Source organism: Aliivibrio thorii, assembly GCF_057368585.1.
Map to the genome: position 1 here is coordinate 775,127 of NZ_CM170654.1, position 24,802 is coordinate 799,928.

Sequence of the window (24,802 nt, forward strand, 5' to 3'; positions counted from 1 at the left end):
ACATGATTGGTATTATTGAAATAGCCGTTGTGCTTTTTAAACTTCTAATTTTACGGATTATCATCATGAGTATCAGCAAAAAACGTGGCTTTATTCGCATTACCGATGAGAGTGAACTGCAACGAACTAATATTTGGGAATCTCCAGATTATTCTGATCCTGATAAACCAGCCCGTGAAACCGCATTAAATTACGATCCCAGTTGGGCACCTTCATTACCTAAAGAAGAAGAGCCTGAAGAGTTTGTACTTACTGATGAAATCATTGAGCAAATCAAACAAGGAGCTTATAACGAAGGTTTACTAGAAGGCCAAGAATTCGGCTACAAAGAAGGCTTAGAAAAGGGCCAAGTAGAAGGGTTCGAAGCGGGTAAGCCAGAGGGTTACCAAGTTGGTTATGACGAAGGTATCGCAGCAGGACAAGCTGAGATTCAAGAGCTAATTAAACAATTAATTGAAATGACGGATAAATTTTCAGCACCACTAGAATTAGTCGATTCTCAAGTAGAAAAACAGTTAGTAGATATGGTACTTGCTCTGACAAAAGAAGTAATTCATGTTGAGGTAAAAACCAATCCTCAAGTGCTTCTTGATACGGTTCGTGAGGCTGTCGAAACTCTACCTGTCACTGAACGAGAAATCACTATTTCGCTGAATCCAGAAGATCAACAACGCGTTATTGATGCTTATGGTGAAGAAACATTAGCTCAAAAGCAATGGACTCTTATTTCAGAACCGTCAATGAATGTCGGTGATATTAATATCCAAGCTTCCGATTCTAAAGTTAGCTACTTATTAGAAGAGCGCATCAAAAGCGTATTAGCTAAATTTTGTGGAGTTAACCGTCACCAAGGAAATCAGTAATGTTGCCATTATCTGAACGCCTTTCTCAATATCAAACAACGGGGCTAACTACTCGTGCGATTGCATCTGGTAAGTTAGTGCGTGTTGTTGGCTTAACGTTAGAAGCGACCGGTTGTCGAGCACCTATCGGAAGTTCTTGCTTAGTCGAAACTATTAACGGTGAAATTGAAGCAGAAGTCGTTGGTTTTTCTGGTGAAAATCTATTTTTAATGCCAAATGAACAAGTATCCGGTGTGTTGCCAGGTGCAAAAGTCACCCCAATAGTGGGCGGCAGTGGTATCTCTGTTGGTATGGAGCTGCTTGGACGAGTCGTGGATGGTGTTGGTAATCCTATTGATGATCTTGGTGAGTTATATACTGAAGAGACGGCATCATTTACTTCAGAGCCTATCAACCCATTAGCAAGAAAACCAATTTCAGAACCGCTTGATGTTGGTTTGAAAGCAATTAACGGTTTACTTACGGTTGGTAAAGGACAGCGTTTGGGTCTATTTGCCGGATCGGGTGTGGGTAAGTCGGTAACTCTTGGCATGATGACTCGTGGTACAACAGCGCAAGTGGTTGTTGTTGGTCTGATTGGTGAGCGTGGACGAGAAGTAAAAGAGTTCATCGAAGAGATTTTAGGTCCAGAGGGGCGACAACGATCAGTGGTTGTTGCAGCGCCTGCCGATTCATCAGCACTAATGCGATTAAAAGGCTGCCAGACCGCATTGACTATTGCTGAATACTTTCGCGATCAAGGTTTAGATGTTCTATTATTGATGGATTCATTGACGCGTTTTGCACAAGCTCAGCGTGAAATTGCACTGTCTGTTGGTGAACCACCAGCAACCAAAGGCTATCCGCCATCAGTATTTGCTAAGCTTCCTGCATTGGTAGAGCGAGCTGGTAATGGCAATGATGACCAAGGTTCCATTACGGCATTCTTTACCGTATTAACTGAAGGTGATGATTTACAAGATCCCATCGCGGATGCATCTCGAGCTATTCTTGATGGGCATATTGTACTTTCAAGAGAAATGGCAGATGCCGGTCACTATCCAGCGATTGATGTCGAGAAGTCAGTCAGTCGTGTTATGCCACAGATTACTGACGAAGAGCATATGCTCATGTCGAAAGCGGTGAGACAAGTACTTTCTATCTGTCGTAAAAACCAAGATTTAGTTTCGATTGGTGCATATAAGCCAGGAACAGATCCTGCGATAGATCAAGCCTTTACGTTGAAGCCGCGTTTAGATGAGTATTTACAACAGAGAATGAAAGAAAGTGTTCCATTTGACATGTGTAAAAGTATGCTAAAAATGTTGCTGAGTGGCTAAATGGCAATAATGAAAAAAGAGAAAGATCATGAGTAATACGTTTGATTTCTTATTAGAACAATCTCAAGAAAGAGAGAATCAAGCAGTAATGGCATTAAATACAGCCAAAGCCGAGCTTGATGATTTCTACGAGCAGGTAAAGCAGATAGAAAAATATCGTCTTGATTACTGTAATCAATTATTGCAGCGTGGCCAGCAAGGACTGACTGCGAGTCAATATGGCCACTTAAATAAGTTTTTAGTTCAACTTGATGAAACCTTAACCAAACAAAAGAGTGCCGAATCTCATTTCACTTCCCAAGTGGATAATTGCCAAACCTATTGGCAAGAAACTCGTAAACAGCGTCGTTCTTATGAATGGATGATCGATAAGAAAAAAACAGAACGTCAGAAAATGTTAGATAAACAAGAACAAAACATGATGGATGAATTTTCAACGTTACAGTTTTCTCGTCGTTCTAAATCTTAACGGTTCTGAGTATTTGTTTTTGATTTCCTTTCTATTATTAAAATTGGCTTAATATTTGCTTTAAAATATCAAACGTTGAGCCTCTATCGCTCTTGTCAAAAAATCCACACTCAATGTAGAGAACATACTATGAGCAGTCATGACTTACCATTAAACAGTATCAATAAAAATGTGCCTATAAAGCCTGATACGAAAACGGCTGCCGTAGAACAAACAGAATCTGAAGGCTTTGTTGAAGAGCTAAAAGAATTGATGGAATTAAGCGAAAAAGAAGACGCCAAAAAAGCAGCGGTTGAAGAAAAATCAGCCGATGAGAAAGCAAGACTGGCTGAGAAAAAAGAAAAAGCCGACGAGTTGGAAAAAAAAGAAGACAGCGTAGAAGACAAAGTTGGTGAAGGCTCTGAGTTATTATCTCGTCTTGATCAAGCGAATGGTACGCTTGTGGATAGTAAGAAAAGCAAAGAAAATGCAGATAAAACGTCAGGATCTAGTGAAGAAGAGTTAGATCAGGAAGACGGAAAAGAAGCTATACTTACTCAAGCAACGGTTGGTGCCGCTGCTGGTAAAGAAAGCAGTAAAACCGTTGGTGATGAGTCGGACCCTACCCAAGAAATTCAATGGGGTAAGCAATCTAAAGCTGCGAGTGGCGAAGCTCAAACCAAAGGCGAAGCTTCTGGCAACAAAGAATCAACTAAGGAGCTGTTAACTTCAACGGCTCTTATCGGAAAAGCAGAAGCTGAGTCTGGTAAATTAGCCGATGCACAAAAAGCTAAACTGGATATATCAGCGTTAGGAATGACACAGGTCGCTAACGGTGACGCAGTTAATTTAACCGAATCAAAAACAACAGACTCTTTTGCTCAGCAATTAGCAACGGCATCAGGGACGACAGCAACACAACAAGCGGCAGCAGCTCAAGCGCAACGAACAGATCCGATGAATGTGCCTTTAAATATCCGTCAAGAAATGGCCAGTGATGAAGTTGCAGAGCGCATCAATATGATGATGGCAAAAAACTTAAAGCATGTTGATATTCGATTGGATCCACCAGAAATGGGACGCATGCATATTCGTTTGAATATGGGAGCTGATAGTGCTGGAGTTCAGTTTACAGTATCGAATCAACATGCTCGTGATGCTATAGAGCAAAGTTTACCGCGTTTACGTGAAATGTTTGCTCAACAAGGCATTCAATTGGCCGATACATCAGTACAGCAACAAAGTTCTGGCGATTCTTCACAATATGGCTATCAAAAAGAAGAGTCTTCTCGTCAAGGTTCTGGTTTTAGTGAAATGTCTTCTGAAGAGCATGAAGTCAGTGTTCAAGTATCAAAACCAAATGATGGGATTAGTTTTTACGCCTAATTTAGAATAATAATTTACGATTTATCCAAAAGGAAAAACAATGGCTGATCAAGGTGCCTCATTAAAAAATAAAAAGAAACTGATCATTCTCATCGCATTGATTGTATTATTACTTATTGGTGGTGCAGGGGCTTGGTTCTTTATGTCGAGTGAACCAAAAACAGAACCAACAGAGCAAGATATTGCTGCACTAGAAGCAAAAATGCCGGCGTTATATTTAAACCTACCTCAACCATTTATTTTCAATGTGACAGGTGATAAACGAGATCGTCTAGTACAATTGAAAGTTCAAGTTGTAATGCGAGGTACAGATAATGAAGCCGTTGCAATACAACACACTCCTTTAATTGAAAGTGCCTTATTATCTACTTTTGCCGCAGCTTCAGTTGAGCAATTAAGAGAGCCTCGTGGTCGTATTGATCTTCGAGAGCAGGCAACGCGTGATATTCAAGATGCCTTTACCAAAATTACAGCTAAACCTGTAATTGAAAAAGTATTATTTACTGACTTTGTAATGCAATAGGTTCAATGTGACAGATCTATTATCTCAAGATGAAATTGATGCTCTACTCCACGGTGTAGATGACATCGAAGATGAAGTGCCTGGTGGTGATGAAAACGTAGGTTCAATGAAGAACTTTGATTTCTCATCACAGGACCGCATCGTTCGTGGTCGAATGCCAACACTGGAATTGATTAATGAGCGTTTTGCTCGTCATATGCGTATTAGCTTGTTTAATATGCTAAGAAAGACGGCAGAAGTGTCAATCAACGGCGTATCAATGGTGAAATTTGGTGAATACCAAAATACACTTTATGTACCAACCAGTTTAAATATGGTGCGTTTCCGTCCGTTAAAAGGAACGGCACTAGTGACTATGGAAGCGCGTTTAGTTTTCATTCTAGTAGAAAACTTCTTTGGTGGTGATGGTCGATTCCATGCCAAGATTGAAGGTCGTGAATTTACACCAACAGAGCGACGCATTATTCAATTACTACTAAAAGTCGTTTTTGAAGATTATAAAGAAGCTTGGTCTCCAGTGATGGGGGTTGAATTTGAATATTTAGATTCAGAAGTTAACCCAACCATGGCAAACATTGTGAGCCCAACAGAGGTTATCGTAGTCAGTTCATTCCATATTGAAGTGGATGGCGGTGGTGGTGATTTCCACGTAGTGTTTCCATATTCAATGGTTGAACCAATTCGTGAATTGCTTGATGCCGGTGTTCAAAGTGACAAGATGGACACTGATGTTCGTTGGAGCAAGGCGCTGCGTGATGAAATCATGGATGTGCCTGTTGAAATGAAGGTTAATCTATTAGAAAGCCAAATTTCATTACGAGACTTAATGGATTTAGAAGCGGGCGATATAATCCCTGTTGAGATGCCAGAGGCTGCAACTGTATTTGTAGAAGAACTGCCAACCTATCGCGGTAAAGTAGGAAAATCTAACGATAAATTAGCGGTACAGATCACTGAGAAAATCAAACGCCCTGATATGGTGAAAACGGATTTAGCCTTCTTAGGCAAAGACGTATTGTTTGATCTAGATGACGAAGAATAAGATAAAAGAAGGTAATGGATCATGGATTCAAATGAACAACAAATGGCTGACGAATGGGCAGCAGCGTTAAGTGAAAGTGCAGAAGCGGTATCAGCACCTTTAGAAGATTTAGAAGAAAAAGCGCCGGCGTTTAACGAAGATGAACGTCGCAAGCTTGATACAATTCTAGATATTCCAGTAACTATTTCTATGGAAGTAGGGCGCTCACATATTAGTATTCGTAACCTATTACAACTTAACCAAGGTTCAGTTGTTGAGCTCGACCGTATCGCTGGTGAATCACTGGATGTTATGGTTAATGGTACGCTGATTGCTCACGGTGAAGTTGTTGTAGTGAATGATAAATTTGGTATTCGTCTAACAGACGTTATTAGCCAAACTGAACGTATCAAAAAGCTACGTTAATTTACCTACTTAGCTAAGTACTTGAACAAAAAGGAAAGGAATATGAGACAGCTATGGTTATTGGCCTTCGTGCCCTTTCCTTTGTTCGCTGCAAGCGGTACCAATGTTGATTTAGCTGCAACTTTGGGGTCACTAATTTTTGTTATCGCACTCATCTTATTTTTTGCATGGTTGCTAAAACGAATGAGAGTTCCGGGAGTTACAGGTGGTTCCGGCAGTGCAATGAGCATTGTAAAACAACTTCCTGTTGGAACTAAAGAGCGTCTTGCCGTCGTTCAAGTTGGAGAAGAGCAATTCCTTATCGGGATAACTTCTCAAAATATCAATATGCTGAGCAAACTTGAAAAACCGTTAGAGACGACAGAAAGTACACTAACGCCATTTTCAACACAACTAAGCCAACTGATGAAAAAAAATGCTAAAAACTAAATTAATTGCCGCCACTTTGGCGGTTTTTTCACTCTTATTCATGGCATCTTCTGCATGGGCGGCTGATGATCTAGCAAGCTCTATTCCTGCCACTGCCGCCAGCGGTGAAAGCATGACCGTGACTGCGATGGAAAAAGATTCAGGCGCCGCGAAAACCATCGCAAAAGGCAGCTCCTCTGGTAGTGGCATTCCTGCTTTTACCATGACAACCAATGCGAATGGTGGAGAAGATTATTCGGTTAACCTTCAGATATTAGGTTTAATGACCATGCTAGGCTTCTTGCCGGCCATGGTTATTTTGATGACATCATTTACTCGTATTGTTGTGGTTATGTCGATCCTCCGACAAGCTATGGGTCTACAGCAAACACCATCAAATCAAGTGATCATAGGTATCGCTATGTTTTTGACTTTTTTCATCATGGCACCCGTGTTTGATAAAGTGAATGACACCGCGATTCAGCCTTATATCAATGAAGAAATTAGTGCTCGTGAAGCATTTGATGTTGCTCAAGTACCAATGAAAGAATTCATGTTGGCACAAACTCGCGTTAAAGATTTAGAAACGTTTGTTAATATGTCAGGCGTTGAAGCAGAAAATCCTGAAGATGTTCCTATTACCGTTATCATTCCTGCATTTATTACTTCAGAGCTAAAAACGGCATTCCAAATTGGTTTTATGCTTTTCTTACCGTTCTTAATTATCGACTTAGTGGTGGCTTCAGTCTTGATGGCCATGGGTATGATGATGCTTTCACCTATGATCGTATCGTTACCGTTTAAATTGATGTTGTTTGTATTGGTTGATGGTTGGAATTTAATTCTTTCAACTCTCGCTGGTAGCTTTACAACTTAAGGAGCCAACATGACCCCTGAAATGGCGATAGAGCTATTCCGCGGTGCACTGTACATGGTGCTTATCATGGTGTGTGCCATTATCATCCCAAGTTTATTAATTGGTTTAGTGGTTGCTGTTTTCCAAGCTGCAACCTCAATCAATGAGCAAACGTTGAGTTTTTTACCGCGTTTAATCGTCACGTTATTAGCATTAATGCTGTTTGGGCATTGGATGACCAGAATGCTAATGGAGTATTTTTACGAGTTGATCGCGCGAATGCCGACGATTTTGTATTAACGAATAACGCTGAGCTGATGTTATGGAATATCCAACTCAAATAGTTTTAGATTTTATAGCGACCTATTTTTGGCCCTATACTCGCATCTCTGCCATGTTAATGGTGATGTCTGTATTTGGGGCGCGATTTGTGTCACCAAGAATTCGACTCTATTTGGGCTTAAGCATTACTTTGGCTGCCATGCCTGCAATCCCAGCGATGCCACCTGAAATTCAACTGGTTTCTTTTCAGGGGTTTATGACCACAGCTGAGCAAATCATTATTGGTGTAGCGATGGGAATGGTGACGGTTTTTGTTACTCAAACCTTTGTCTTACTTGGGCAAATTCTGGGTATGCAATCGAGTCTCGGTTTCGCTTCCATGGTCGATCCTGCGAATGGACAAAATACTCCCTTACTTGGTCAATTATTTATGTTTCTGTCTATCCTATTTTTCTTGGGAACAGACGGGCATTTAAAAATGATTAACTTTGTTGTGATGAGCTTTACTACGTTACCTGTAGGCGTAGGAAAGTTAACTAGTGTTGACTTTCAATCATTAGCAGGTTGGCTTGGAATAATGATGAAAGCAGGCTTAAGTATGTCTCTTTCTGGAATTATTGCCTTATTAACGGTTAATTTATCGTTTGGTGTAATGACTCGTGCTGCTCCTCAGTTGAACATATTCTCATTAGGTTTTGCGTTTGCATTACTTGTGGGATTATTACTGACTTCTTATATTATCCTTGGTTTATTTACTCATTATGATTTGCATTGGGGACGAGCAGAAGAACAAATATGCAGCATGATAAGGTTGGATTGCTAATGGCTGAATTAAGATCATTGGAGGTCAGTCATGGCAGAAAGTGACGGCCAAGAACGTACCGAAGACGCCACATCCAAACGCTTGCAACAAGCCAAAGACAAAGGGCAGGTTGCAAGGTCAAAAGAATTGGCGTCAGTATCGGTACTCGTATGTGGTTCAGTAGCGCTAATGTGGTTCGGTGAAGATGTTGCTAAAGCGCTTTTCTCTATTATGGAGCGTTTATTTTCCCTTTCACGCGAAGAGATTTTTGACACCAATAAATTATTAGAAATTGTTGGTGGTGCATTGGGGGCATTAGTTTTCCCAGTATTATTGATATTGGTTACCTTATTTGTTGCAGCATTAATTGGTGCGGCAGGGCTTGGGGGGATCAGCTTTTCAGCAGAAGCGGCTATGCCGAAACCATCGAAGATGAACCCTATGTCAGGTATTAAACGTATGTTTGGTATGCAGAGTTGGGTGGAGCTTTTAAAGTCGATATTAAAAGTGTCACTGGTTGGAGGAACGGCTTATTATTTGATAGATAAAAGTAAAGCGGATTTATTTCAACTGAGTTTAGATACTTATCCATCTAATATCTTTCATTCTCTTGATATTTTATTGAATTTTATCTTATTGATAAGTTGTACTTTATTGATTGTGGTTGCTATCGATATTCCTTTTCAAATTTGGCAACATGCCAACCAATTGAAAATGACCAAACAAGAAATTAAAGACGAATATAAAGAAACAGAAGGTAAGCCTGAAGTAAAAGGCCGTATCCGTATGTTACAACGCGAAATGACTCAGCGACGAATGATGGCGGATGTACCCTCAGCTGATGTTATTGTTACTAACCCAGAGCACTATTCTGTGGCTTTACGTTATGATCAAAGTAAAGACTCCGCGCCGATAGTTGTCGCCAAAGGTATTGATCATGTAGCAATGAAAATTCGAGAAATTGCGCGTGAGCATAATATCGATATTTTACCAGCACCACCGTTAGCTCGTGCGCTATACCATTCAACGGAAGTAGAGCAGCAAATTCCAGATGGATTATTTGCCGCTGTAGCGCAGATTTTAGCGTATATATTTCAGATGAAACAATACAAGAAAAAGGGTGGAACCAAGCCAGAGCTTGATGAAGATACCCTGACCATTCCTGATGAGCTAAAGAAATAGGAATAACAAGGTCATTCCTATTTCTTTATTAACTCCAACCTTTAAGAATGCATTGGTGATGAAGAGTTTGAAGATCTGATTCACTCATATTGCCGGAATCAAACATCACGCCAAGCTTTGATTGCTTTTCTTTTGCGTCGACATTTTTTATCTCACCGGTAACCGTGATTGGCGCAATCGTTTCTAATTCAATGGAAACACTGACTTTTTGATTAAGTAGGTTATTTGAATTCAACTTCGCAGGGAGTGAAACTGCGCACCCTCCAACCGAAAAATCCGTCATTACGCCCGTTAGATTATGACTTCGAACTGCTAAATTACAGGAAAATTGAGTTTTAAGGCGTTGATGAGTTCGGATTTGTCTCATTGAAATGCTTTTAGGCGCATGAAGACAAATCATCTCCATTGGACGGTAAATAACGGAGTGGACTTGTGTTCTAAACGCGATGACGTCGCGATGTGTTGTATTGGTAATGGAGCGAAAGGTAACTTCCGCGCCCTCTAAATAGATTTTGTTAAATTCTAAAGGAGGTGAAATAGGATAATCGATGAAAATGTATTGGCCTTTTTTAAATCCAACTAATGTTGAACTTGCTTGAGCTGATTGGCCATTTGGTGAAGTAATTTCGATAATGACTTTAGCACCAATATCCATTTTATTAAGCACGTTTTGATCCGTACTAAGTGATACGTCAGTCATACAAACACCAAATCAAAGAAGAAGTTTATAATTATACAAAGGACGTCATGATTTTCAATCTTGTTCGGTCTTTTTCCTTAGGAATTAAATGGTTAATTCAGAGTTTGTGATTATTGTTATATCTGTCAGAAAAGTGGAGTAGCAAAGCCAAAAAAGTGACATTAATCTGGCTCGAAACTTGCTTTATTTGGGAAGTAATCATGTTATCAGTTATTTATTATTGATAATTTTCAATAATAACGTCGAGTATAAGAAGCAGAAGTAATGAAATTTCAAATGCCCCTTCCAAATAAGCTGTCTGCCTTAAAAGGTACAAAACTACCGCCTATAGGTGCACCAGTATTAGTACTGTCCACTCTAGCGATGGTGATATTACCAATACCAGCATTTTTACTCGACTTAATGTTTACCTTCAATATCGCTTTGGCAATGGTGGTGCTATTAGTCACCATCTATACTCGTAGACCGCTTGATTTTGCAGCTTTTCCTACCATTCTTTTAGTTTCTACCTTGCTTCGTTTAGCATTGAACGTTGCCTCAACTCGTGTGGTATTACTGCATGGTCATGAAGGGCCTGGGGCAGCGGGTAACGTAATTGATGCGTTTGGTAACGTAGTTATCGGGGGGAACTATGCGGTGGGTTTAATCGTATTTATTATCTTGATGATCATTAACTTTATGGTTGTAACCAAAGGTGCTGGTCGTATTTCAGAAGTAAGTGCGCGTTTTACTTTGGATGCATTACCGGGCAAACAAATGGCGATTGATGCCGATTTGAATGCAGGGCTTATTGACCAAGAACAAGCAAGAACTCGTCGCTTTGAAGTAACCAAAGAAGCAGATTTCTACGGCTCAATGGATGGTGCGTCTAAATTCGTAAAAGGGGATGCCATTGCAGGTATTCTTATTCTGTTCATCAATATCATTGGCGGCCTTATTATCGGTATGGCGCAATTTAATTTAGGTTTTGGTGAAGCGATTCAAATATATACATTGCTGACGATTGGTGATGGTCTGGTTGCTCAGATCCCATCGCTATTATTATCTATCGGTGCTGCGATCATGGTTACTCGTCAAAATACCGATGAAGACATGGGTGAGCAACTTGTATTTCAATTAGTAGATAACCCAAAAGCATTAATGGTGACTGCTGGAATCATGTTTGTGATGGGTATTGTCCCTGGAATGCCTCATTTCCCATTTATCCTACTTGCGCTTCTTGCGAGTGGCTGGGCGTATTATTTGACCAAGAAGAAAGGTCAAGAGAACGAAGACAAGAAAGCGGCGCCTCCTATGGAGATGTCATCGTCACAACAACCTAAAGAATTGTCATGGGATGATGTACAACCTGTTGATGTTATCGGACTTGAAGTGGGCTATCGTTTAATTCCAATGGTAGACAAAGAACAAGGCGGTGAACTGCTTGATCGTGTTAAAGGCGTTCGTAAGAAACTATCACAAGATTTTGGTTTCCTTGTTCCTGCTGTGCACATTCGAGATAACTTAGAGTTACCACCAAACGTATATCGAATTACCTTAATGGGTGTGGCAGGCGGTGAAGCTGAAATTCGTCCTGATAAAGAACTTGCGATTAATCCAGGGCAAGTTTATGGGTCAATTGAAGGTGAACCAACATTCGACCCAGCTTTTGGTTTAGAAGCGGTTTGGATTAATGGCGAGCAAAGAGAACATGCTCAAGCTCTGGGCTATACTGTAGTGGATGCTGCTACAGTGTTAGCAACACATTTAAGTCAATTATTAACCAATAATGCGGCGCAGTTATTAGGTCATGAAGAAGTTCAAAACTTATTAGAGTTGCTTTCACAAAGCTCACCTAAATTGGTTGAAGGTTTAGTGCCAGATCAGCTACCGTTAGGTGCGGTAGTTAAAGTGCTTCAGAATTTATTAAATGAAGCAATTCCGGTTCGTGATATTAGAACCATTGTCCAAACTTTGTCGGAATATGCGCCTAAGAGTCAAGAACCTGACATTTTGACGGCAGCAGTTCGAATTGCTCTAAAACGATTAATTATCCAGGAAATCAATGGTATAGAGGCAGAGATGCCTGTTATTACATTAATTCCCGAGTTGGAACAAATATTGCATCAAACAATGCAGGCATCGGGTGGTGAGACCACAGGTATTGAACCAGGGCTAGCTGAACGCTTACAGACTTCTTTAACTTTAGCGACTCAAGAGCAAGAGTTAAAAGGAGAGGCGGCAGTCTTATTGACCTCTGGGGTATTACGTTCGACATTAGCCAAGTTTGTTAAGAATACGATTCCTAACTTACGAGTGCTTTCTTATCAAGAAATACCAGATGAGAAGCAAATTAGAATAGTTCAAGCTGTTGGTAACTAACCGCGTCGACTTAATTTAGCGCAGGAATACGATATTGAAAATTAAACGATTTTTTGCAAAAGACATGCGTTCAGCTCTAGTTCAAGTAAAAGAAGAATTAGGCGTTGATGCAGTCATTATGTCAAATAAAAAAGTAACCGGTGGTATTGAGATCGTTGCAGCTATTGACCCTAATTCTCAGCAGGGCTCACTTTCTACGCCTGCATCTCGTCGAATTGAAGAAGATAAAGTAAGCGTTGGAAAGGGGTCAATGACTCGACGCTTTGCTAACATGGTCAAACAATATGGTTCTAATAGCGACTCGGCTGATCAAGAACCAGAACCGGTTAAAATAGAAAGAGAAGAAGACAGTTTAGCGGCATTACTAAAGCGCCAATCTAAGTTTCAAGGCCAGCCGTCAAACTCTTATCAATCAATGAAGGCTCAAGCTCCTAAGCTTGATACATCTGAAATGACTCGTGCGATTCAAAGTAATCCTAATTTAGCGCACCTTATTTCAGATGAACCAATGAGACAGCAAAGTCAGCCAGCACAACCAAGGTTAGATCCTTCTCGTTATGAGAAAGGAAGACGTTCAACGCATGACTCTAATGAAGACTTAGAACACATGCGTTCAGAAATGTCGTCTATTCGCCGTTTATTAGAGCATCAAGTTTCAGGTTTAATGTGGCAAGAAGTTGAGCGACGTGAACCGTTGCGAGCTATGTTGATTAAACGATTAGAAAAGATGGGTTTGTCAGCAGAACTTGCTGATCAACTTGCTTGTTATATTCCAGAAGATACAGCACCAAAAGATGCGTGGCCTGCATTACTTAAATTATTAGCAGAGCAAATACCAACAGCGAAAGTAGATACTTTATCGCGAGGCGGTATTGTTGCGTTATTAGGGCCAACAGGGGTTGGTAAAACAACAACTATTGCTAAATTAGCGGCAAGAGCTGCAATGGAGTATGGACCAGATCAAGTCGCATTAGTAACTACTGATACATTCCGAATTGGGGCTCAGGAGCAACTTGCTATTTATGGTCGTATTATGGGATGTCCAGTACGTATTGCTAAAGGCGCAGATGAACTGGCTTCGGTATTATACCAATTACGTAATCGCCGCCTTGTTCTTGTTGACACCGCGGGAATGGGTCAACGTGATATTCGTTTAACAGAGCAGCTTGATACACTAATGGAAAATAGTGGTTCACAAATTAGCAGCTATTTAGTGATGCCAGCGACAGCGCAGCGCAGAGTATTACAAGAAACAATCGACCACTTCAAACGTATCCCATTATCTGGATGTATTTTGAGTAAGATCGATGAATCGTTAAGTTTAGGTGAGTTAATTAGCGTAACAATTGAGAATGGATTGCCAATAGCTTATATAGCAAATGGGCAGAGAGTACCTGAAGACATTGTACTCGCTCAACCAAAATATTTAGTAGCAAAAGCAAACGAATTACTAGAAAAAACGACGGAAAAGGACCCTCATTTCTGGAATAGCGACATGCCAGAGGCAGACAATTTATGATTGATAATAATATATACGATCAGGCTAGTGGATTACGACGACTGACCAAACCTACGCTGACCAAAGTGGTTGCCGTAACGGGTGGTAAAGGTGGTGTAGGTAAAACAAACGTAACATTAAATTTAGCATTATCACTTGCTCAGCAGGGAAAGAAAGTGATGGTATTAGATGGTGACCTTGGCTTAGCAAATATTGATATTATGCTGGGAGTTCGAACACATAAGAACTTAGGCCATGTTCTGGATGGTGAATGCGATCTTGCAGACATTATTGTTGAAGGTCCCTATGGCGTTAAATTAATTCCAGCGACATCAGGTTCTAAATCGATGGCAGAATTAAACCCAGCACAACATGTAGGATTAATTCGAGCTTTCAGTAGTTTAGAAGATGATATTGATGTACTTCTTATTGATACTGCAGCAGGGATATCGGACATGGTAACGAGTTTTTCTCGTGCCGCTCAAGATGTACTTGTTGTTGTTTGTGATGAACCGACGTCAATAACAGATGCGTACGCTTTAATTAAACTATTAAGCCGTGAGCACAACGTTCAGCGCTTTAAAATTGTGGCTAACATGGTGAGAAGTTACCGTGAAGGTCGTGAGCTGTTTGCTAAGTTAACATTAGTAACTGACCGCTTTTTATCTGCAAATATGGAATTAGTAGCTTGTATTCCATTAGATGAAAAAGTACGTTTATCTGTTAGAAAACAGAAAGTAGTTGTTGATGCTTATCCTCGCTCTCCAGCAGCGTTAGCGATGAAATCATTGGCGAATAAAGTAGTCACTTGGCCAGTACCAAAAGCGCCAAGCGGTCACTTGGAATTCTTCGTAGAAAAACTACTGCGAGGAGAAAAAGCAAGTGAGGTAGAGGACGATTATGTCTGATGGGCTAACTTACGATCATAAGGGTAACGTTAACAGTCAAAAGGCGTTTTTAGAGCGCTATTCTGATTTAGTGAAACGAATTGCTCACCATTTAATGGCAAGGTTACCTGCGAGCGTGCTAGTTGATGATCTTATTCAGTCTGGCATGATCGGTCTGTTAGAAGCTCAGCAGAATTACGATGGTAGTAAAGGCGCAAGCTTTGAAACTTACGCAGGGATCCGTATTCGGGGTTCAATGTTGGATGAAATCCGACGTGGTGATTGGGTTCCTCGTTCTGTTCATAAAAACAGTCGTATGATTAATTCTGCAATTAAAGCTCTTGAAGCTAAACTTTCTCGTGAACCGGTCGATAAAGAGATAGCAGAATATTTAGAGTTACCGTTAGATCAATATTATCAGATACTTAATGATGTAAATTGCGGTAAACTAGTCGGCATGGAAGATTTAGGTGTTTCTGATGATGTTATTACAATAGAAGATAATGCTGACGATAATACTCCATTTCAAGGTGTTGCCGATGAACACTTTAGAGTAGCTCTTGTGGAAGCGATTAAAACGCTTCCTGAAAGAGAAGCTCTGGTTTTATCTCTTTATTATGATGAAGAGTTAAACCTTAAAGAAATTGGTGCGGTTATTGGTGTCAGCGAATCTCGTGTCAGCCAAATCCACAGCCAATCAATGCAACGACTACGGGCCAAGTTATCAACTTGGACAGTAGAATAATTAAATCCCGTTACTTTGCCCTCACTGGAGGCGATTTTGAATAAAAACATGAAGATCCTTATTGTTGACGACTTCTCAACAATGCGCCGTATTGTAAAAAACTTATTACGTGACCTAGGTTTTAACAACACCCAAGAAGCGGATGATGGCTTAACAGCATTACCACTGCTTAAAAAAGGTGGTTTTGATTTTGTTGTAACCGATTGGAACATGCCAGGTATGCAAGGGATCGACTTACTAAAAACGATTCGTGCCGATGACGAATTAAAACATTTACCAGTATTAATGATTACTGCTGAAGCAAAACGTGAGCAAATCATTGAAGCCGCTCAAGCTGGTGTAAATGGTTATATTGTTAAGCCATTCACGGCTGCAACATTAAAAGAAAAATTAGACAAAATTTTTGAACGTTTATAAGTAAATGTTGCGCGGTAAAGGATTAGCAATAAGATGATTTCATTAACTGATGCCAAAGAGCTTGTTGCTTTATTAGAAGCAGGCAAGCAAGAAGAAGCAGATCAAATCGTCGCTTCATTAGCGGCCGTTAGCGAGCCTCCAATGCTTCAAGAAATTGGTTCTTTAACTCGTGATCTTCATGAGTCATTAAAGAACTTCAAGCTTGATCATCGAGTTGTTGCTATTGCTAATGATGAGATCCCGGATGCACGTGATCGTTTGCAATATGTGATTGATAAAACTGAAATGGCAGCCAATAAAACAATGGATGCTGTTGACCGTTCATTTCCTATTGCTGACGAGTTGCACGAGGGGCTACTTCAAGTACGTCCTCAATGGAACAGCTTAATGAAAGGCAGAATTGAGCTTACTCAATTTAAAGCGTTATGTCACAACATTGATGGTCTACTTACTCAAGTTGAAGGGAATAGCTCAGAACTACGCAATGAGCTAACTAACATCTTGATGGCGCAAGATTTTCAAGACCTTACCGGTCAAATTATTAAACGAGTAATTACGTTAGTTCAAGAAGTTGAAGACCGATTGGTTGATATTTTGACTTTGTTTAAAGTAGAAGAGCGACTTGGTGAACAAGACGAACTTAATAAACCTTCTCAACCTGAAGGTCCTATTTTAAACCCACATGAACGTGAAGATGCAGTTGCATCTCAAGATGACGTTGATGACCTATTAGCCAGTCTAGGATTTTAGAGGAATATTATGAGCTTTGAAATGGATGAAGACATCCTACAAGATTTCTTAATTGAAGCAGGAGAAATTCTTGAGCTACTTTCTGAACAATTAGTTGAATTAGAACAACGTCCTGACGATTCTGATTTATTAAATGCTATTTTCCGTGGTTTCCATACTGTAAAAGGGGGCGCAGGCTTCCTTTCATTAACAGAACTGGTTGATGCGTGTCATGGTGCTGAAAATGTGTTTGATATTCTTAGAACAGGTAAACGTAAAGTTACCTCTGAGTTAATGGACACTATTTTAGAAACTCTTGATAGCGTAAACGTAATGTTCAGCGCGGTTCAAAATGGTGAAGAAGTTGAACCTGCCGAACAGCGCTTATTGGATCTGCTTCATCATTTAAGCAAACCAGCAACTGAAGATGAAATTGCAGCAGCAACAACAGAAGTTGCGGCTCCAGTCGTTGAAGCTGTTATTCCTCAAGAGCCTGTTATTGAAAGTAATATTCATGATTCAGTGGACGATATTACTGAAGATGAATTTGAAAAATTATTAGATGAATTGCACGGCAAAGGTGCAGCTCCATCAAGTACTTCTTCTACTCCTGCACTAATAGAACCAGTGACCCCAGTAGTGGCTGCTGTTGATGGAGATATCACTGACGATGAGTTTGAACGTCTACTTGATGAACTTCATGGCTCAGGTAAAAGTCCAACGAATTCATCGACAGTACAAGCATCAGTGGCTCCAACTGTTAATACTCAATCTGTTGATGAAGTATTAGCGGGTGACTCTGATCTAATGAGTGATGACGAGTTTGAAAAACTGTTAGATCAACTACATGGTTCAGGTAAAGGACCAACAGATGAAGAGCTTGATCAAGCAGTGAAACCAGCGGTAGCAATGGCTCCAGCTACTCCAGCTCCTGTAGTGCAAGAAGCGCCAACACGAACGACTGCTCCAGCACCAACAAGAGCTCAAGTACCAGAAGAGAAGCCTGTAGCAAAAGCCCCTGCTAAGCCACAGTCTAAACCTCAAGCTGAAAGTACAGTTCGTGTTGATACATCAACGCTTGATAACATCATGAATATGGTGGGTGAGCTAGTTCTTGTTCGTAACCGTTTAGTCAGTCTAGGTTTGAATAGCAATGACGAAGAAATGTCAAAAGCGGTTTCAAATCTTGATGTCGTTACTGCTGATATCCAAGGCGCAGTAATGAAAACTCGTATGCAACCGATCAAGAAAGTATTTGGTCGTTTCCCACGAGTTGTACGTGATTTAGCACGTACATTGAAAAAAGACATCGTGCTAGAAATGCGCGGTGAGGAAACAGATTTAGATAAAAACTTGGTTGAAGCGCTTGCCGATCCATTGATTCACTTAGTGCGAAACTCTGTGGACCATGGTATTGAAATGCCGGATGTTCGAGCAAAAACAGGTAAAGATCGCACAGGTAAAGTTATCTTGTCGGCTTCTCAAGAAGGTGATCACATTCTATTAAGCATCATTGATGATGGTGGTGGTATGGATGCAGATAAACTTCGTGGTATTGCGGTTACTCGTGGTTTGATGGACAGTGATGCAGCGTCTCGTTTAACCAATAAAGAATGTTATAACCTCATTTTTGCACCAGGCTTCTCTACCAAAACTGAAATTTCAGATATTTCAGGTCGTGGTGTCGGTATGGACGTAGTAAAAACTGCGATCAACCAATTAAATGGTTCAATCGATATTGACTCAAGCATGGGTGAAGGCACAAAAATTGTTATTAAAGTGCCGTTAACATTAGCGATACTCCCAACCTTAATGGTCGGTGTTGCTAATCAGCCTTTTGCATTGCCATTAGCAAGTGTTAATGAAATTTTCCATCTTGATTTGTCTAAGACAAACATGGTTGATGGACAATTGACTACGATCGTGCGTGAAAAGTCGATCCCACTGTTCTTCTTACAAGATTGGTTAGTTCCTGGTTCTCGTCAAACAGAACGTACGGGATTAGGTCATGTGGTTATTATTCAATTAGGTGCTCAACGAGTTGGTTTTGTTGTAGATACATTAATTGGTCAAGAGGAAGTCGTTATTAAACCGCTTGATGAATTATTGCAAGGAACGCCAGGAATGGCGGGCGCAACCATTACTTCAGATGGCCATATTGCATTGATCCTTGATGTTCCCAATTTGCTTAAGCGTTACGCTGTTCGCATGCGTTAATGCACAAGGATTGACATGGCAATAAAAGTATTAGTTGTAGATGATTCTAGTTTTTTCCGTCGCAGAGTAAGTGAAATCATTAACGCAGATCCTCGTCTTGAAGTTATCGACGTTGCAGTTAATGGTAAAGAAGCGGTAGAAAAAGCAAAATTATTAAAACCAGATGTCATTACTATGGATATTGAGATGCCTGTCATGGACGGTATCTCAGCAGTAAGAGAAATCATGAAGGCTTGTCCAACGCCAACCTTAATGTTTTCTTCTCTTACCCATGATGGCGCAAAAGCAACATTGGATGCATTAGACGCAGGAGCTTTAGATTTCTTACCGAAGAAGTTTGAAGATATCGCTCGTAATAGAGAGGAAGCCGTTAGTTTATTGCAAAAACGTATTGCTGAAATTGCTCGTAAGAAATTGTTTATGCGTCGCCCATCAGTGGCAACGGAAACAACAACTTCGACGATTCGTTCAACCGTTCGTGCTACTGCATCTACTGCAGCGCCTGCTAAAAGTGCTCCTGTTGCACCACTCGCACAGCGCTTTAAAGCAACCGGTAAAAAATATCAATTAACTGCTATTGGGACTTCAACGGGAGGTCCTGTTGCATTACAAAAGATATTAACGGCAATTCCAGCTAATTACCCACATCCGATTATTTTAGTGCAACACATGCCTGCGACATTTACAGCAGCGTTTGCGGCTCGTTTGAATAATTTGTGTAAGATCCAAGTAAAAGAAGCAGAAGATGGTGATGTGCTGAAACCAGGTTGTGCTTATCTTGCTCCGGGTGGTTTGCAAATGATGATTGATGGTCGCCCAGGAGCTTCACGTTTGAAGATCTTAGATGGTGGCGAACGCATGAATTATAAACCTTGTGTTGATGTGACGTTTGGTTCTGCTGCAAAAGTATATGGTGATAAAGTACTTTCAATGATCTTAACTGGTATGGGGGCTGATGGCCGTGAAGGCTGTCGTATGCTTAAAGCTGCTGGAGCAACCATTTGGTCTCAAGACGAGCAAAGTTGTGTTGTTTATGGCATGCCTCAAGCGATTGATAAAGCGGGTCTGTCATCAGAAAGTTTACCTCTTGAACGTGTTGCAGAAAGAATTCTGATCGAAGTTGGATTGAAGTAGGAAAATACGAATGATTGTCTGGAGCATAGCGAACCAGAAAGGCGGCGTCGGTAAAACAACCACAACAATCACGCTCGCTGGTTTATTAAATCAGCGAGGTAAGCGTGTGCTAATGGTTGATACTGATCCTCATGGTTCTTTAACAACCTATCTGGGGTATGACTCAGACAATTTGCCGTGCAGCTTATTTGAATTATTTCAATTGCCTACGCTAAATAAAGCAACGGTAACGCCGTTTGTTTTAAAAAGTGATATCCCAGGGTTGGATATTATTCCTGCTCACATGTCTCTTGCTACACTTGATCGTGTTATGGGAAACCGTAATGGGATGGGGCTAGTATTAAAGCGAGCATTGAAAGCGTTAGAAGGTGACTATGATTACGTATTAATTGATTGCCCTCCTATTTTAGGAGTCATGATGGTTAATGCGCTAGCAGCAAGCACGCGAATCCTTATTCCAGTACAGACCGAATTCTTGGCTATGAAAGGCTTAGAAAGAATGATGAGAACACTTAATATTATGCAGAGAAATAAACCCTCTTTGTTTGATGTAACCATCATTCCGACCATGTACGACAAACGAACAAATGCTTCATTACAAACATTAATGGAGCTGAAATCGACGTATTCTGATCAGGTATGGGCATCAGCCGTTCCTATTGATACTAAGTTTAGAGACGCAAGTTTGAAAAGAATGCCACCTTCATTTGTTTCCCCAAATAGCCGTGGTGTTTTTGCTTATAAAACATTATTGAATTATTTAGAGAGATTAGCTTAATGGCTAATTTTAAAACATTTACCAGTGAAGAAGCACTTGATGACTATTTTTCATCACTGTTAGATGAAGAGATCATAGAGCTTGACTCTAAGCCTGAAGATATCATTCTGCCAGAGCCAGAGCCAGAGCCAGAGCCAGAGCCAGAGCCAGAGCCAGAGCCAGAAATTACTTGGCATTCAAGTTCTGTCACTGTTGAAGCGCCAGAACCACAATACCAACCACAATTTTCAGCAAGTGTGGATGACGATGATGATTATCCATTTGAATTACCTCAATTAGAGGATGTTCAACGTTTACTGAGTCAATTAGAAAGTTCTCAGCTTGAAGCTCAAATAGAGATAGATGCATTAATATTAGAGGATGCCGAGTTCAACGTTAATATTGAATCAACCCCAGTATTAGTAGCAGAAGAAACTAAGAGTGAGAGTGAAGACGTATCAGAAGAATACCTTGATCTATCTGCATGGGATTTGTCAGATAAAGTCACTGTAACGCCTTCTTCTGAGACAGTTATTGATGACACTCAAACGGTTGAAAATAGTCTTGATGCAATTGATGAAAATCAAGATGACAAGACAGAATCTCAATTAGAAACCAAAGCAGGTAAAGCACCTCCGCCAAGTGGTTTAGATTGGAAAAACGTTGAACATGATAACGTTTTTCAGGTTCTATTTTTTGAAGTGATGGGAGTGACTTTTGCCGTTCCATTAGCTCAATTAGGTGGCATTCATCAAATTACAGAATTGAGTCACTTAATTGGTCGTCCTGATTGGTATCTTGGCTTGCAAAATAGCCGAGAAACTAAAATTGATGCGCTTGATACAGCTAAGTGGGTGATGCCACAAAGTATCAAAGACGACAGTTACAAAGAAGGTTACCAATATCTTGTTATGCTTGGAGAAAGCAAATGGGGTTTAGCGTGTAATGCGTTAGCCGGTACAGAAACCATCACTAGTGATCGAATTCGTTGGCGTGAAACCGCAGGAAAGCGACCATGGTTATCAGGAATGGTAAAAGAGAAAATGTGTGCCTTGATTCACGTTGAGGCGATGATTACGATGCTTAATGCCGGTCTCGACATTAAGGGAATAGAGTAAGATAACTCTAAAGAGGATGAGGAAAGAAGATGTCTCAGATTAATGAAGTAGAGATCCGTAAAGATCAAGTTAATGATGAAGTATTACAGTGGGTAACGTTTCAACTAGAAGAAGAAACTTACGGCATCAATGTAATGCAAGTACGTGAAGTATTGCGTCATACAGAAATTGCTCCAGTACCGGGTGCTCCAGACTACGTTCTAGGTATTATTAATCTTCGTGGTAACGTAGTAACAGTTATTGATACTCGTTCACGTTTTGGCCTAATGCAAGGTGAGATTACTGACAATACACGTATTATCGTTATTGAGTCTGAGCGTCAAGTTATCGGTATCCTTGTTGATAGCGTAGCAGAAGTTGTATACTTACGTTCATCAGAGATTGACACTACGCCAAGTGTTGGTACGGAAGAAAGCGCTAAGTTCATCCAAGGCGTTAGCAACCGTGACGGCAAGTTACTTATCTTGGTAGACCTTAACAAACTTTTGTCTGAAGACGAATGGGATGACATGGCAAGCCTATAATGGTTGATATATTAACTCAGCTCTCAGAGCTATTCGCAGCAACAGCAATGATCTTAGTTCTTGTGGTTTTCTTTATTTTAAATCGCAAAAACAACAAGTTAGTGGAAAAACTGGCGCTAGCTCAAAAGCAAAATAAACATCTTCAAGATGAGCAACAAAAGCTGTATAAGCAATTTGTTGAGTTTCGTACGGGTTCGATTAATTTAGGGCAGCAAGTCGCGGAAATGACTCAATTAAGTCAACATTTTGATGATCGTTTGAATGAGTTAGAAAATACAGATGTAGACAGCCGTTTGTATTCGAGAGCCAACAAATTGGTTCAGTTAGGTGCTGGCATTAATGAATTGATGGAAGAGTGTGAATTGCCAAAAGCAGAAGCCGAGTTAATGATGTCTTTACAGACAAAAATTGCAGCTGGTAAAGGTTCAATTCCACGATTGCGCTTAGAAGACGAAGATTAATTCTCGTTTTTAATAGCAAAAAAATTATTAAGCTCCTCATATTGAGGGGCTTTTTTTATGTCCAGAGAAAAGCAGTTTGTTTTTAAATTATTAAAATAATATCAATCACAGTAAGTAAGTGGCCAAAAATAGCGAAGGAAAAATGCTTGAGAACAAGGCGGTGCTTTTAAATAAATAGTTATTCTACAATCAAAAACTTCAACGCAGTTATCGAGCATTTTAACCTGCTAGGATGAACAGTTATTTACTACGATTAATGTAACTATAAAGTAGTATGTACTTATCTTTTCAGTAACCATTTGATACTCTTGTAGATTATAAGGTATTAAAAAAATGAAACGAAAGGACATACTTATTTACTTATCTATCTAAATAGATTTGTTTTATATCTAAGTTTCATGGTTTTTGCTGTGCTAGAATGCCGATAATATTTTTTAACAATAGACAGTTATGCTAGGAATTCGCAACGTAACCTGTATTCGAGATGAACGTGTTTTATTTGAAAAACTAAGCTTTACCATATCTAGTGGTGAGCTGATTCAAATTGAAGGACAAAATGGTGCAGGTAAAACAACCTTACTTCGTATTATTGCAGGGTTAGGTTATGCGGATGAAGGAGATATCTATTGGAATGGCGAATTAACTAAGCAGTACCGAGAAGAGTTTCATTCTGATTTACTTTTTATTGGACATCATACTGGAGTTAAGCGAGAGCTAACTGCATTTGAAAATTTAGCCTTTTATCAATCAATGCATAATAATTACGACGAACCTGCAATTTGGGATGCGTTAGCTCGTGTTGGTTTAGCAGGAAGAGAAGATGTTGCCGCTGGACAATTATCAGCAGGGCAGCAACGTCGTGTCGCATTGGCGAGATTGTGGTTAAGTAATCATAAATTATGGATTTTAGATGAGCCACTAACCGCGATTGATAAACAAGGTGTGAAAGTGCTTGAGCAATTATTCATGGACCATGCAAAACAAGGCGGTATTGTTTTATTGACCACTCACCAAGATTTATTTACAGACAGTGATGAATTGAAAAAAATTAGACTAGGTGAGTAGATGCTGACTTCAATGACAACCATTATCCGACGTGAGCTATTAATTGCGTTTCGTCGTAAAGCTGATGTACTTAACCCATTGTGGTTTTTTATTATCGTTATCACGCTTTTTCCATTAAGTATTGGTCCAGAACCGATACTTTTAGCGCGTATTGCTGCTGGGATTGTGTGGGTTGCCGCACTTTTGTCAGCATTGCTTTCTTTAGAGCGATTATTTAGAGATGATTTTTCAGATGGGTCACTAGAGCAGATGATGCTGATGCCAACACCATTATCAGTGTTGGTCTTAGCTAAAGTCTTTGCTCATTGGATTTTAACTGGTTTGCCCTTAATCATTATTAGCCCATTGCTTGCTATTTTGTTGTCATTGGATTTTAACTCTTGGTTAGCGATAGTTTTAACGCTATTGCTTGGTACGCCAACATTAAGCTTTCTTGGTGCTGTTGGTGTCGCTTTAACTGTAGGGTTACAAAAAGGTGGCGTTTTACTAAGCTTATTAATTTTACCTTTATATATTCCTGTTCTAATTTTTGCGACATCGGCGATTGATGCTGCAGGATTAGGGATGGCTTATAATGGTCAACTAGCTATTTTAGGTGCTCTTTTTATGGGCTCCGCAACCTTAACTCCATTTGCGATTAGTTCAGCTTTGCGCGTTAGTGTTCAATAACCAT

Annotated in this window: 27 protein-coding genes; 26 read left to right on the plus strand and 1 reads right to left on the minus strand. The window is 40.1% G+C overall.

All coding sequences use genetic code 11. From position 1 onward, the window contains the following. Positions 1 to 65: 65 nt before the first annotated feature. The 12 genes from fliH (at position 66) to flhB (ending at position 9,516) form a co-directional block, all read left to right on the plus strand. Complete coding sequence (gene fliH, locus AC2IP4_RS03470; RefSeq protein ID WP_105055586.1) at positions 66 to 863, plus strand: flagellar assembly protein FliH; 798 nt, start codon at positions 66 to 68, stop codon at positions 861 to 863. Beyond that, positions 863 to 2,182 (plus strand): flagellar protein export ATPase FliI, encoded by a 1,320-nt coding sequence (fliI, locus tag AC2IP4_RS03475; protein WP_486306683.1) that lies wholly within the window; start codon positions 863 to 865, stop codon positions 2,180 to 2,182. The genes fliH and fliI overlap by 1 nt, the downstream gene beginning before the upstream one ends. Before the next feature lie 28 nt (positions 2,183 to 2,210). Beyond that, positions 2,211 to 2,651 (plus strand): flagellar export protein FliJ, encoded by a 441-nt coding sequence (fliJ, locus tag AC2IP4_RS03480; RefSeq protein WP_486306682.1) that lies wholly within the window; start codon positions 2,211 to 2,213, stop codon positions 2,649 to 2,651. Positions 2,652 to 2,780: 129 nt separating this feature from the next. Beyond that, entirely contained in the window at positions 2,781 to 4,016 is a 1,236-nt protein-coding gene (locus tag AC2IP4_RS03485) for a flagellar hook-length control protein FliK (RefSeq protein WP_375321014.1), read from the plus strand. Between the two features lie 40 nt (positions 4,017 to 4,056). Then, on the plus strand, positions 4,057 to 4,539 hold the full coding sequence (fliL, locus tag AC2IP4_RS03490; RefSeq protein WP_486306681.1) for a flagellar basal body-associated protein FliL: 483 nt from the start codon (positions 4,057 to 4,059) through the stop codon (positions 4,537 to 4,539). 7 nt (positions 4,540 to 4,546) lie between these two features. Beyond that, the gene (gene fliM, locus AC2IP4_RS03495; protein WP_105055217.1) at positions 4,547 to 5,581 is read left to right on the plus strand and encodes a flagellar motor switch protein FliM; all 1,035 of its coding nucleotides are present in this window, start codon (positions 4,547 to 4,549) and stop codon (positions 5,579 to 5,581) included. Between the two features lie 21 nt (positions 5,582 to 5,602). Beyond that, complete coding sequence (gene fliN / locus AC2IP4_RS03500; protein ID WP_060991557.1) at positions 5,603 to 5,986, plus strand: flagellar motor switch protein FliN; 384 nt, start codon at positions 5,603 to 5,605, stop codon at positions 5,984 to 5,986. A gap of 42 nt (positions 5,987 to 6,028) precedes the next feature. Then, on the plus strand, positions 6,029 to 6,415 hold the full coding sequence (gene fliO, locus AC2IP4_RS03505) for a flagellar biosynthetic protein FliO (protein WP_375321012.1): 387 nt from the start codon (positions 6,029 to 6,031) through the stop codon (positions 6,413 to 6,415). Next, positions 6,402 to 7,271: a flagellar type III secretion system pore protein FliP gene (gene fliP / locus AC2IP4_RS03510; RefSeq protein ID WP_375321011.1), complete on the plus strand. Its 870-nt coding sequence runs from the start codon at positions 6,402 to 6,404 to the stop codon at positions 7,269 to 7,271. Before fliO ends, fliP begins: the two co-directional genes overlap by 14 nt. A gap of 9 nt (positions 7,272 to 7,280) precedes the next feature. Then, entirely contained in the window at positions 7,281 to 7,550 is a 270-nt protein-coding gene (fliQ, locus tag AC2IP4_RS03515; protein WP_065593796.1) for a flagellar biosynthesis protein FliQ, read from the plus strand. Positions 7,551 to 7,572: 22 nt separating this feature from the next. Continuing rightward, on the plus strand, positions 7,573 to 8,355 hold the full coding sequence (gene fliR, locus AC2IP4_RS03520; RefSeq protein ID WP_375321010.1) for a flagellar biosynthetic protein FliR: 783 nt from the start codon (positions 7,573 to 7,575) through the stop codon (positions 8,353 to 8,355). 30 nt (positions 8,356 to 8,385) lie between these two features. Continuing rightward, a complete protein-coding gene (gene flhB / locus AC2IP4_RS03525) occupies positions 8,386 to 9,516 on the plus strand; it encodes a flagellar biosynthesis protein FlhB (RefSeq protein WP_060991552.1) in 1,131 nt (376 codons plus the stop codon). Positions 9,517 to 9,544: 28 nt separating this feature from the next. Here the strand turns inward: flhB and AC2IP4_RS03530 are convergent, their stop codons facing one another. Beyond that, entirely contained in the window at positions 9,545 to 10,216 is a 672-nt protein-coding gene (locus AC2IP4_RS03530; RefSeq protein WP_375321009.1) for a flagellar brake protein, read from the minus strand. A gap of 264 nt (positions 10,217 to 10,480) precedes the next feature. Here AC2IP4_RS03530 and flhA point away from each other — a divergent pair, with 264 nt between their 5' ends. The 14 genes from flhA to ccmB all read left to right on the plus strand — a co-directional run bounded on the left by flhA (position 10,481) and on the right by ccmB (position 24,798). After that, positions 10,481 to 12,577 (plus strand): flagellar biosynthesis protein FlhA, encoded by a 2,097-nt coding sequence (gene flhA, locus AC2IP4_RS03535; RefSeq protein ID WP_105055210.1) that lies wholly within the window; start codon positions 10,481 to 10,483, stop codon positions 12,575 to 12,577. 34 nt (positions 12,578 to 12,611) lie between these two features. Next, the gene (flhF, locus tag AC2IP4_RS03540; RefSeq protein ID WP_375321007.1) at positions 12,612 to 14,096 is read left to right on the plus strand and encodes a flagellar biosynthesis GTPase FlhF; all 1,485 of its coding nucleotides are present in this window, start codon (positions 12,612 to 12,614) and stop codon (positions 14,094 to 14,096) included. Further along, positions 14,093 to 14,983, plus strand: a complete 891-nt coding sequence (locus tag AC2IP4_RS03545; RefSeq protein WP_105055208.1) for a MinD/ParA family protein — start codon at positions 14,093 to 14,095, stop codon at positions 14,981 to 14,983. The genes flhF and AC2IP4_RS03545 overlap by 4 nt, the downstream gene beginning before the upstream one ends. Then, a complete protein-coding gene (locus tag AC2IP4_RS03550) occupies positions 14,976 to 15,707 on the plus strand; it encodes an RNA polymerase sigma factor FliA (RefSeq protein WP_105055207.1) in 732 nt (243 codons plus the stop codon). Before AC2IP4_RS03545 ends, AC2IP4_RS03550 begins: the two co-directional genes overlap by 8 nt. 48 nt (positions 15,708 to 15,755) lie before the next feature. Further along, entirely contained in the window at positions 15,756 to 16,124 is a 369-nt protein-coding gene (cheY, locus tag AC2IP4_RS03555; RefSeq protein WP_011262352.1) for a chemotaxis response regulator CheY, read from the plus strand. Positions 16,125 to 16,157: 33 nt separating this feature from the next. Then, positions 16,158 to 16,874 (plus strand): protein phosphatase CheZ, encoded by a 717-nt coding sequence (locus tag AC2IP4_RS03560; RefSeq protein WP_105055206.1) that lies wholly within the window; start codon positions 16,158 to 16,160, stop codon positions 16,872 to 16,874. Between the two features lie 9 nt (positions 16,875 to 16,883). Then, the gene (locus tag AC2IP4_RS03565) at positions 16,884 to 19,070 is read left to right on the plus strand and encodes a chemotaxis protein CheW (protein ID WP_375321006.1); all 2,187 of its coding nucleotides are present in this window, start codon (positions 16,884 to 16,886) and stop codon (positions 19,068 to 19,070) included. A 15-nt stretch (positions 19,071 to 19,085) separates the two neighbouring features. Continuing rightward, positions 19,086 to 20,204 (plus strand): protein-glutamate methylesterase/protein-glutamine glutaminase, encoded by a 1,119-nt coding sequence (locus AC2IP4_RS03570; protein WP_375321005.1) that lies wholly within the window; start codon positions 19,086 to 19,088, stop codon positions 20,202 to 20,204. A 10-nt stretch (positions 20,205 to 20,214) separates the two neighbouring features. Further along, entirely contained in the window at positions 20,215 to 20,982 is a 768-nt protein-coding gene (locus AC2IP4_RS03575) for a ParA family protein (RefSeq protein ID WP_060991543.1), read from the plus strand. Continuing rightward, the gene (locus AC2IP4_RS03580) at positions 20,982 to 22,079 is read left to right on the plus strand and encodes a chemotaxis protein CheW (protein ID WP_486310558.1); all 1,098 of its coding nucleotides are present in this window, start codon (positions 20,982 to 20,984) and stop codon (positions 22,077 to 22,079) included. The genes AC2IP4_RS03575 and AC2IP4_RS03580 overlap by 1 nt, the downstream gene beginning before the upstream one ends. Positions 22,080 to 22,108: 29 nt before the next feature. Beyond that, positions 22,109 to 22,603: a chemotaxis protein CheW gene (locus AC2IP4_RS03585; protein ID WP_060991541.1), complete on the plus strand. Its 495-nt coding sequence runs from the start codon at positions 22,109 to 22,111 to the stop codon at positions 22,601 to 22,603. Next, positions 22,603 to 23,064, plus strand: a complete 462-nt coding sequence (locus AC2IP4_RS03590; protein ID WP_375321003.1) for a DUF2802 domain-containing protein — start codon at positions 22,603 to 22,605, stop codon at positions 23,062 to 23,064. The genes AC2IP4_RS03585 and AC2IP4_RS03590 overlap by 1 nt, the downstream gene beginning before the upstream one ends. 450 nt (positions 23,065 to 23,514) lie before the next feature. After that, complete coding sequence (gene ccmA, locus AC2IP4_RS03595) at positions 23,515 to 24,129, plus strand: cytochrome c biogenesis heme-transporting ATPase CcmA (RefSeq protein WP_486310559.1); 615 nt, start codon at positions 23,515 to 23,517, stop codon at positions 24,127 to 24,129. Next, positions 24,130 to 24,798, plus strand: coding sequence for a heme exporter protein CcmB (gene ccmB / locus AC2IP4_RS03600; RefSeq protein WP_375321001.1), 669 nt, complete (start codon positions 24,130 to 24,132; stop codon positions 24,796 to 24,798). It abuts the gene before it with no gap. The last annotated feature ends 4 nt before the right edge of the window (positions 24,799 to 24,802 follow it).

Excerpts from the sequence above, each read along its gene's own strand:
- flhB (WP_060991552.1), top strand. The coding sequence starts at position 8,386 with ATGGCAGAAAGTGACGGCCAAGAACGTACCGAAGACGCCACATCCAAA.
- AC2IP4_RS03585 (WP_060991541.1), top strand. The coding sequence starts at position 22,109 with ATGTCTCAGATTAATGAAGTAGAGATCCGTAAAGATCAAGTTAATGAT.
- ccmA (WP_486310559.1), top strand. The coding sequence starts at position 23,515 with ATGCTAGGAATTCGCAACGTAACCTGTATTCGAGATGAACGTGTTTTA.
- AC2IP4_RS03565 (WP_375321006.1), top strand. The coding sequence starts at position 16,884 with ATGAGCTTTGAAATGGATGAAGACATCCTACAAGATTTCTTAATTGAA.
- ccmB (WP_375321001.1), top strand. The coding sequence starts at position 24,130 with ATGCTGACTTCAATGACAACCATTATCCGACGTGAGCTATTAATTGCG.
- fliR (WP_375321010.1), top strand. The coding sequence starts at position 7,573 with ATGGAATATCCAACTCAAATAGTTTTAGATTTTATAGCGACCTATTTT.
- flhA (WP_105055210.1), top strand. The coding sequence starts at position 10,481 with ATGAAATTTCAAATGCCCCTTCCAAATAAGCTGTCTGCCTTAAAAGGT.
- AC2IP4_RS03545 (WP_105055208.1), top strand. The coding sequence starts at position 14,093 with ATGATTGATAATAATATATACGATCAGGCTAGTGGATTACGACGACTG.
- AC2IP4_RS03485 (WP_375321014.1), top strand. The coding sequence starts at position 2,781 with ATGAGCAGTCATGACTTACCATTAAACAGTATCAATAAAAATGTGCCT.
- fliJ (WP_486306682.1), top strand. The coding sequence starts at position 2,211 with ATGAGTAATACGTTTGATTTCTTATTAGAACAATCTCAAGAAAGAGAG.
- AC2IP4_RS03590 (WP_375321003.1), top strand. The coding sequence starts at position 22,603 with ATGGTTGATATATTAACTCAGCTCTCAGAGCTATTCGCAGCAACAGCA.
- fliN (WP_060991557.1), top strand. The coding sequence starts at position 5,603 with ATGGATTCAAATGAACAACAAATGGCTGACGAATGGGCAGCAGCGTTA.
- cheY (WP_011262352.1), top strand. The coding sequence starts at position 15,756 with ATGAAGATCCTTATTGTTGACGACTTCTCAACAATGCGCCGTATTGTA.
- AC2IP4_RS03530 (WP_375321009.1), bottom strand. The coding sequence starts at position 10,216 with ATGACTGACGTATCACTTAGTACGGATCAAAACGTGCTTAATAAAATG.
- AC2IP4_RS03550 (WP_105055207.1), top strand. The coding sequence starts at position 14,976 with ATGTCTGATGGGCTAACTTACGATCATAAGGGTAACGTTAACAGTCAA.
- fliL (WP_486306681.1), top strand. The coding sequence starts at position 4,057 with ATGGCTGATCAAGGTGCCTCATTAAAAAATAAAAAGAAACTGATCATT.
- fliP (WP_375321011.1), top strand. The coding sequence starts at position 6,402 with ATGCTAAAAACTAAATTAATTGCCGCCACTTTGGCGGTTTTTTCACTC.
- fliI (WP_486306683.1), top strand. The coding sequence starts at position 863 with ATGTTGCCATTATCTGAACGCCTTTCTCAATATCAAACAACGGGGCTA.
- fliQ (WP_065593796.1), top strand. The coding sequence starts at position 7,281 with ATGACCCCTGAAATGGCGATAGAGCTATTCCGCGGTGCACTGTACATG.
- AC2IP4_RS03580 (WP_486310558.1), top strand. The coding sequence starts at position 20,982 with ATGGCTAATTTTAAAACATTTACCAGTGAAGAAGCACTTGATGACTAT.
- AC2IP4_RS03570 (WP_375321005.1), top strand. The coding sequence starts at position 19,086 with ATGGCAATAAAAGTATTAGTTGTAGATGATTCTAGTTTTTTCCGTCGC.
- AC2IP4_RS03560 (WP_105055206.1), top strand. The coding sequence starts at position 16,158 with ATGATTTCATTAACTGATGCCAAAGAGCTTGTTGCTTTATTAGAAGCA.
- AC2IP4_RS03575 (WP_060991543.1), top strand. The coding sequence starts at position 20,215 with ATGATTGTCTGGAGCATAGCGAACCAGAAAGGCGGCGTCGGTAAAACA.
- fliO (WP_375321012.1), top strand. The coding sequence starts at position 6,029 with ATGAGACAGCTATGGTTATTGGCCTTCGTGCCCTTTCCTTTGTTCGCT.
- fliH (WP_105055586.1), top strand. The coding sequence starts at position 66 with ATGAGTATCAGCAAAAAACGTGGCTTTATTCGCATTACCGATGAGAGT.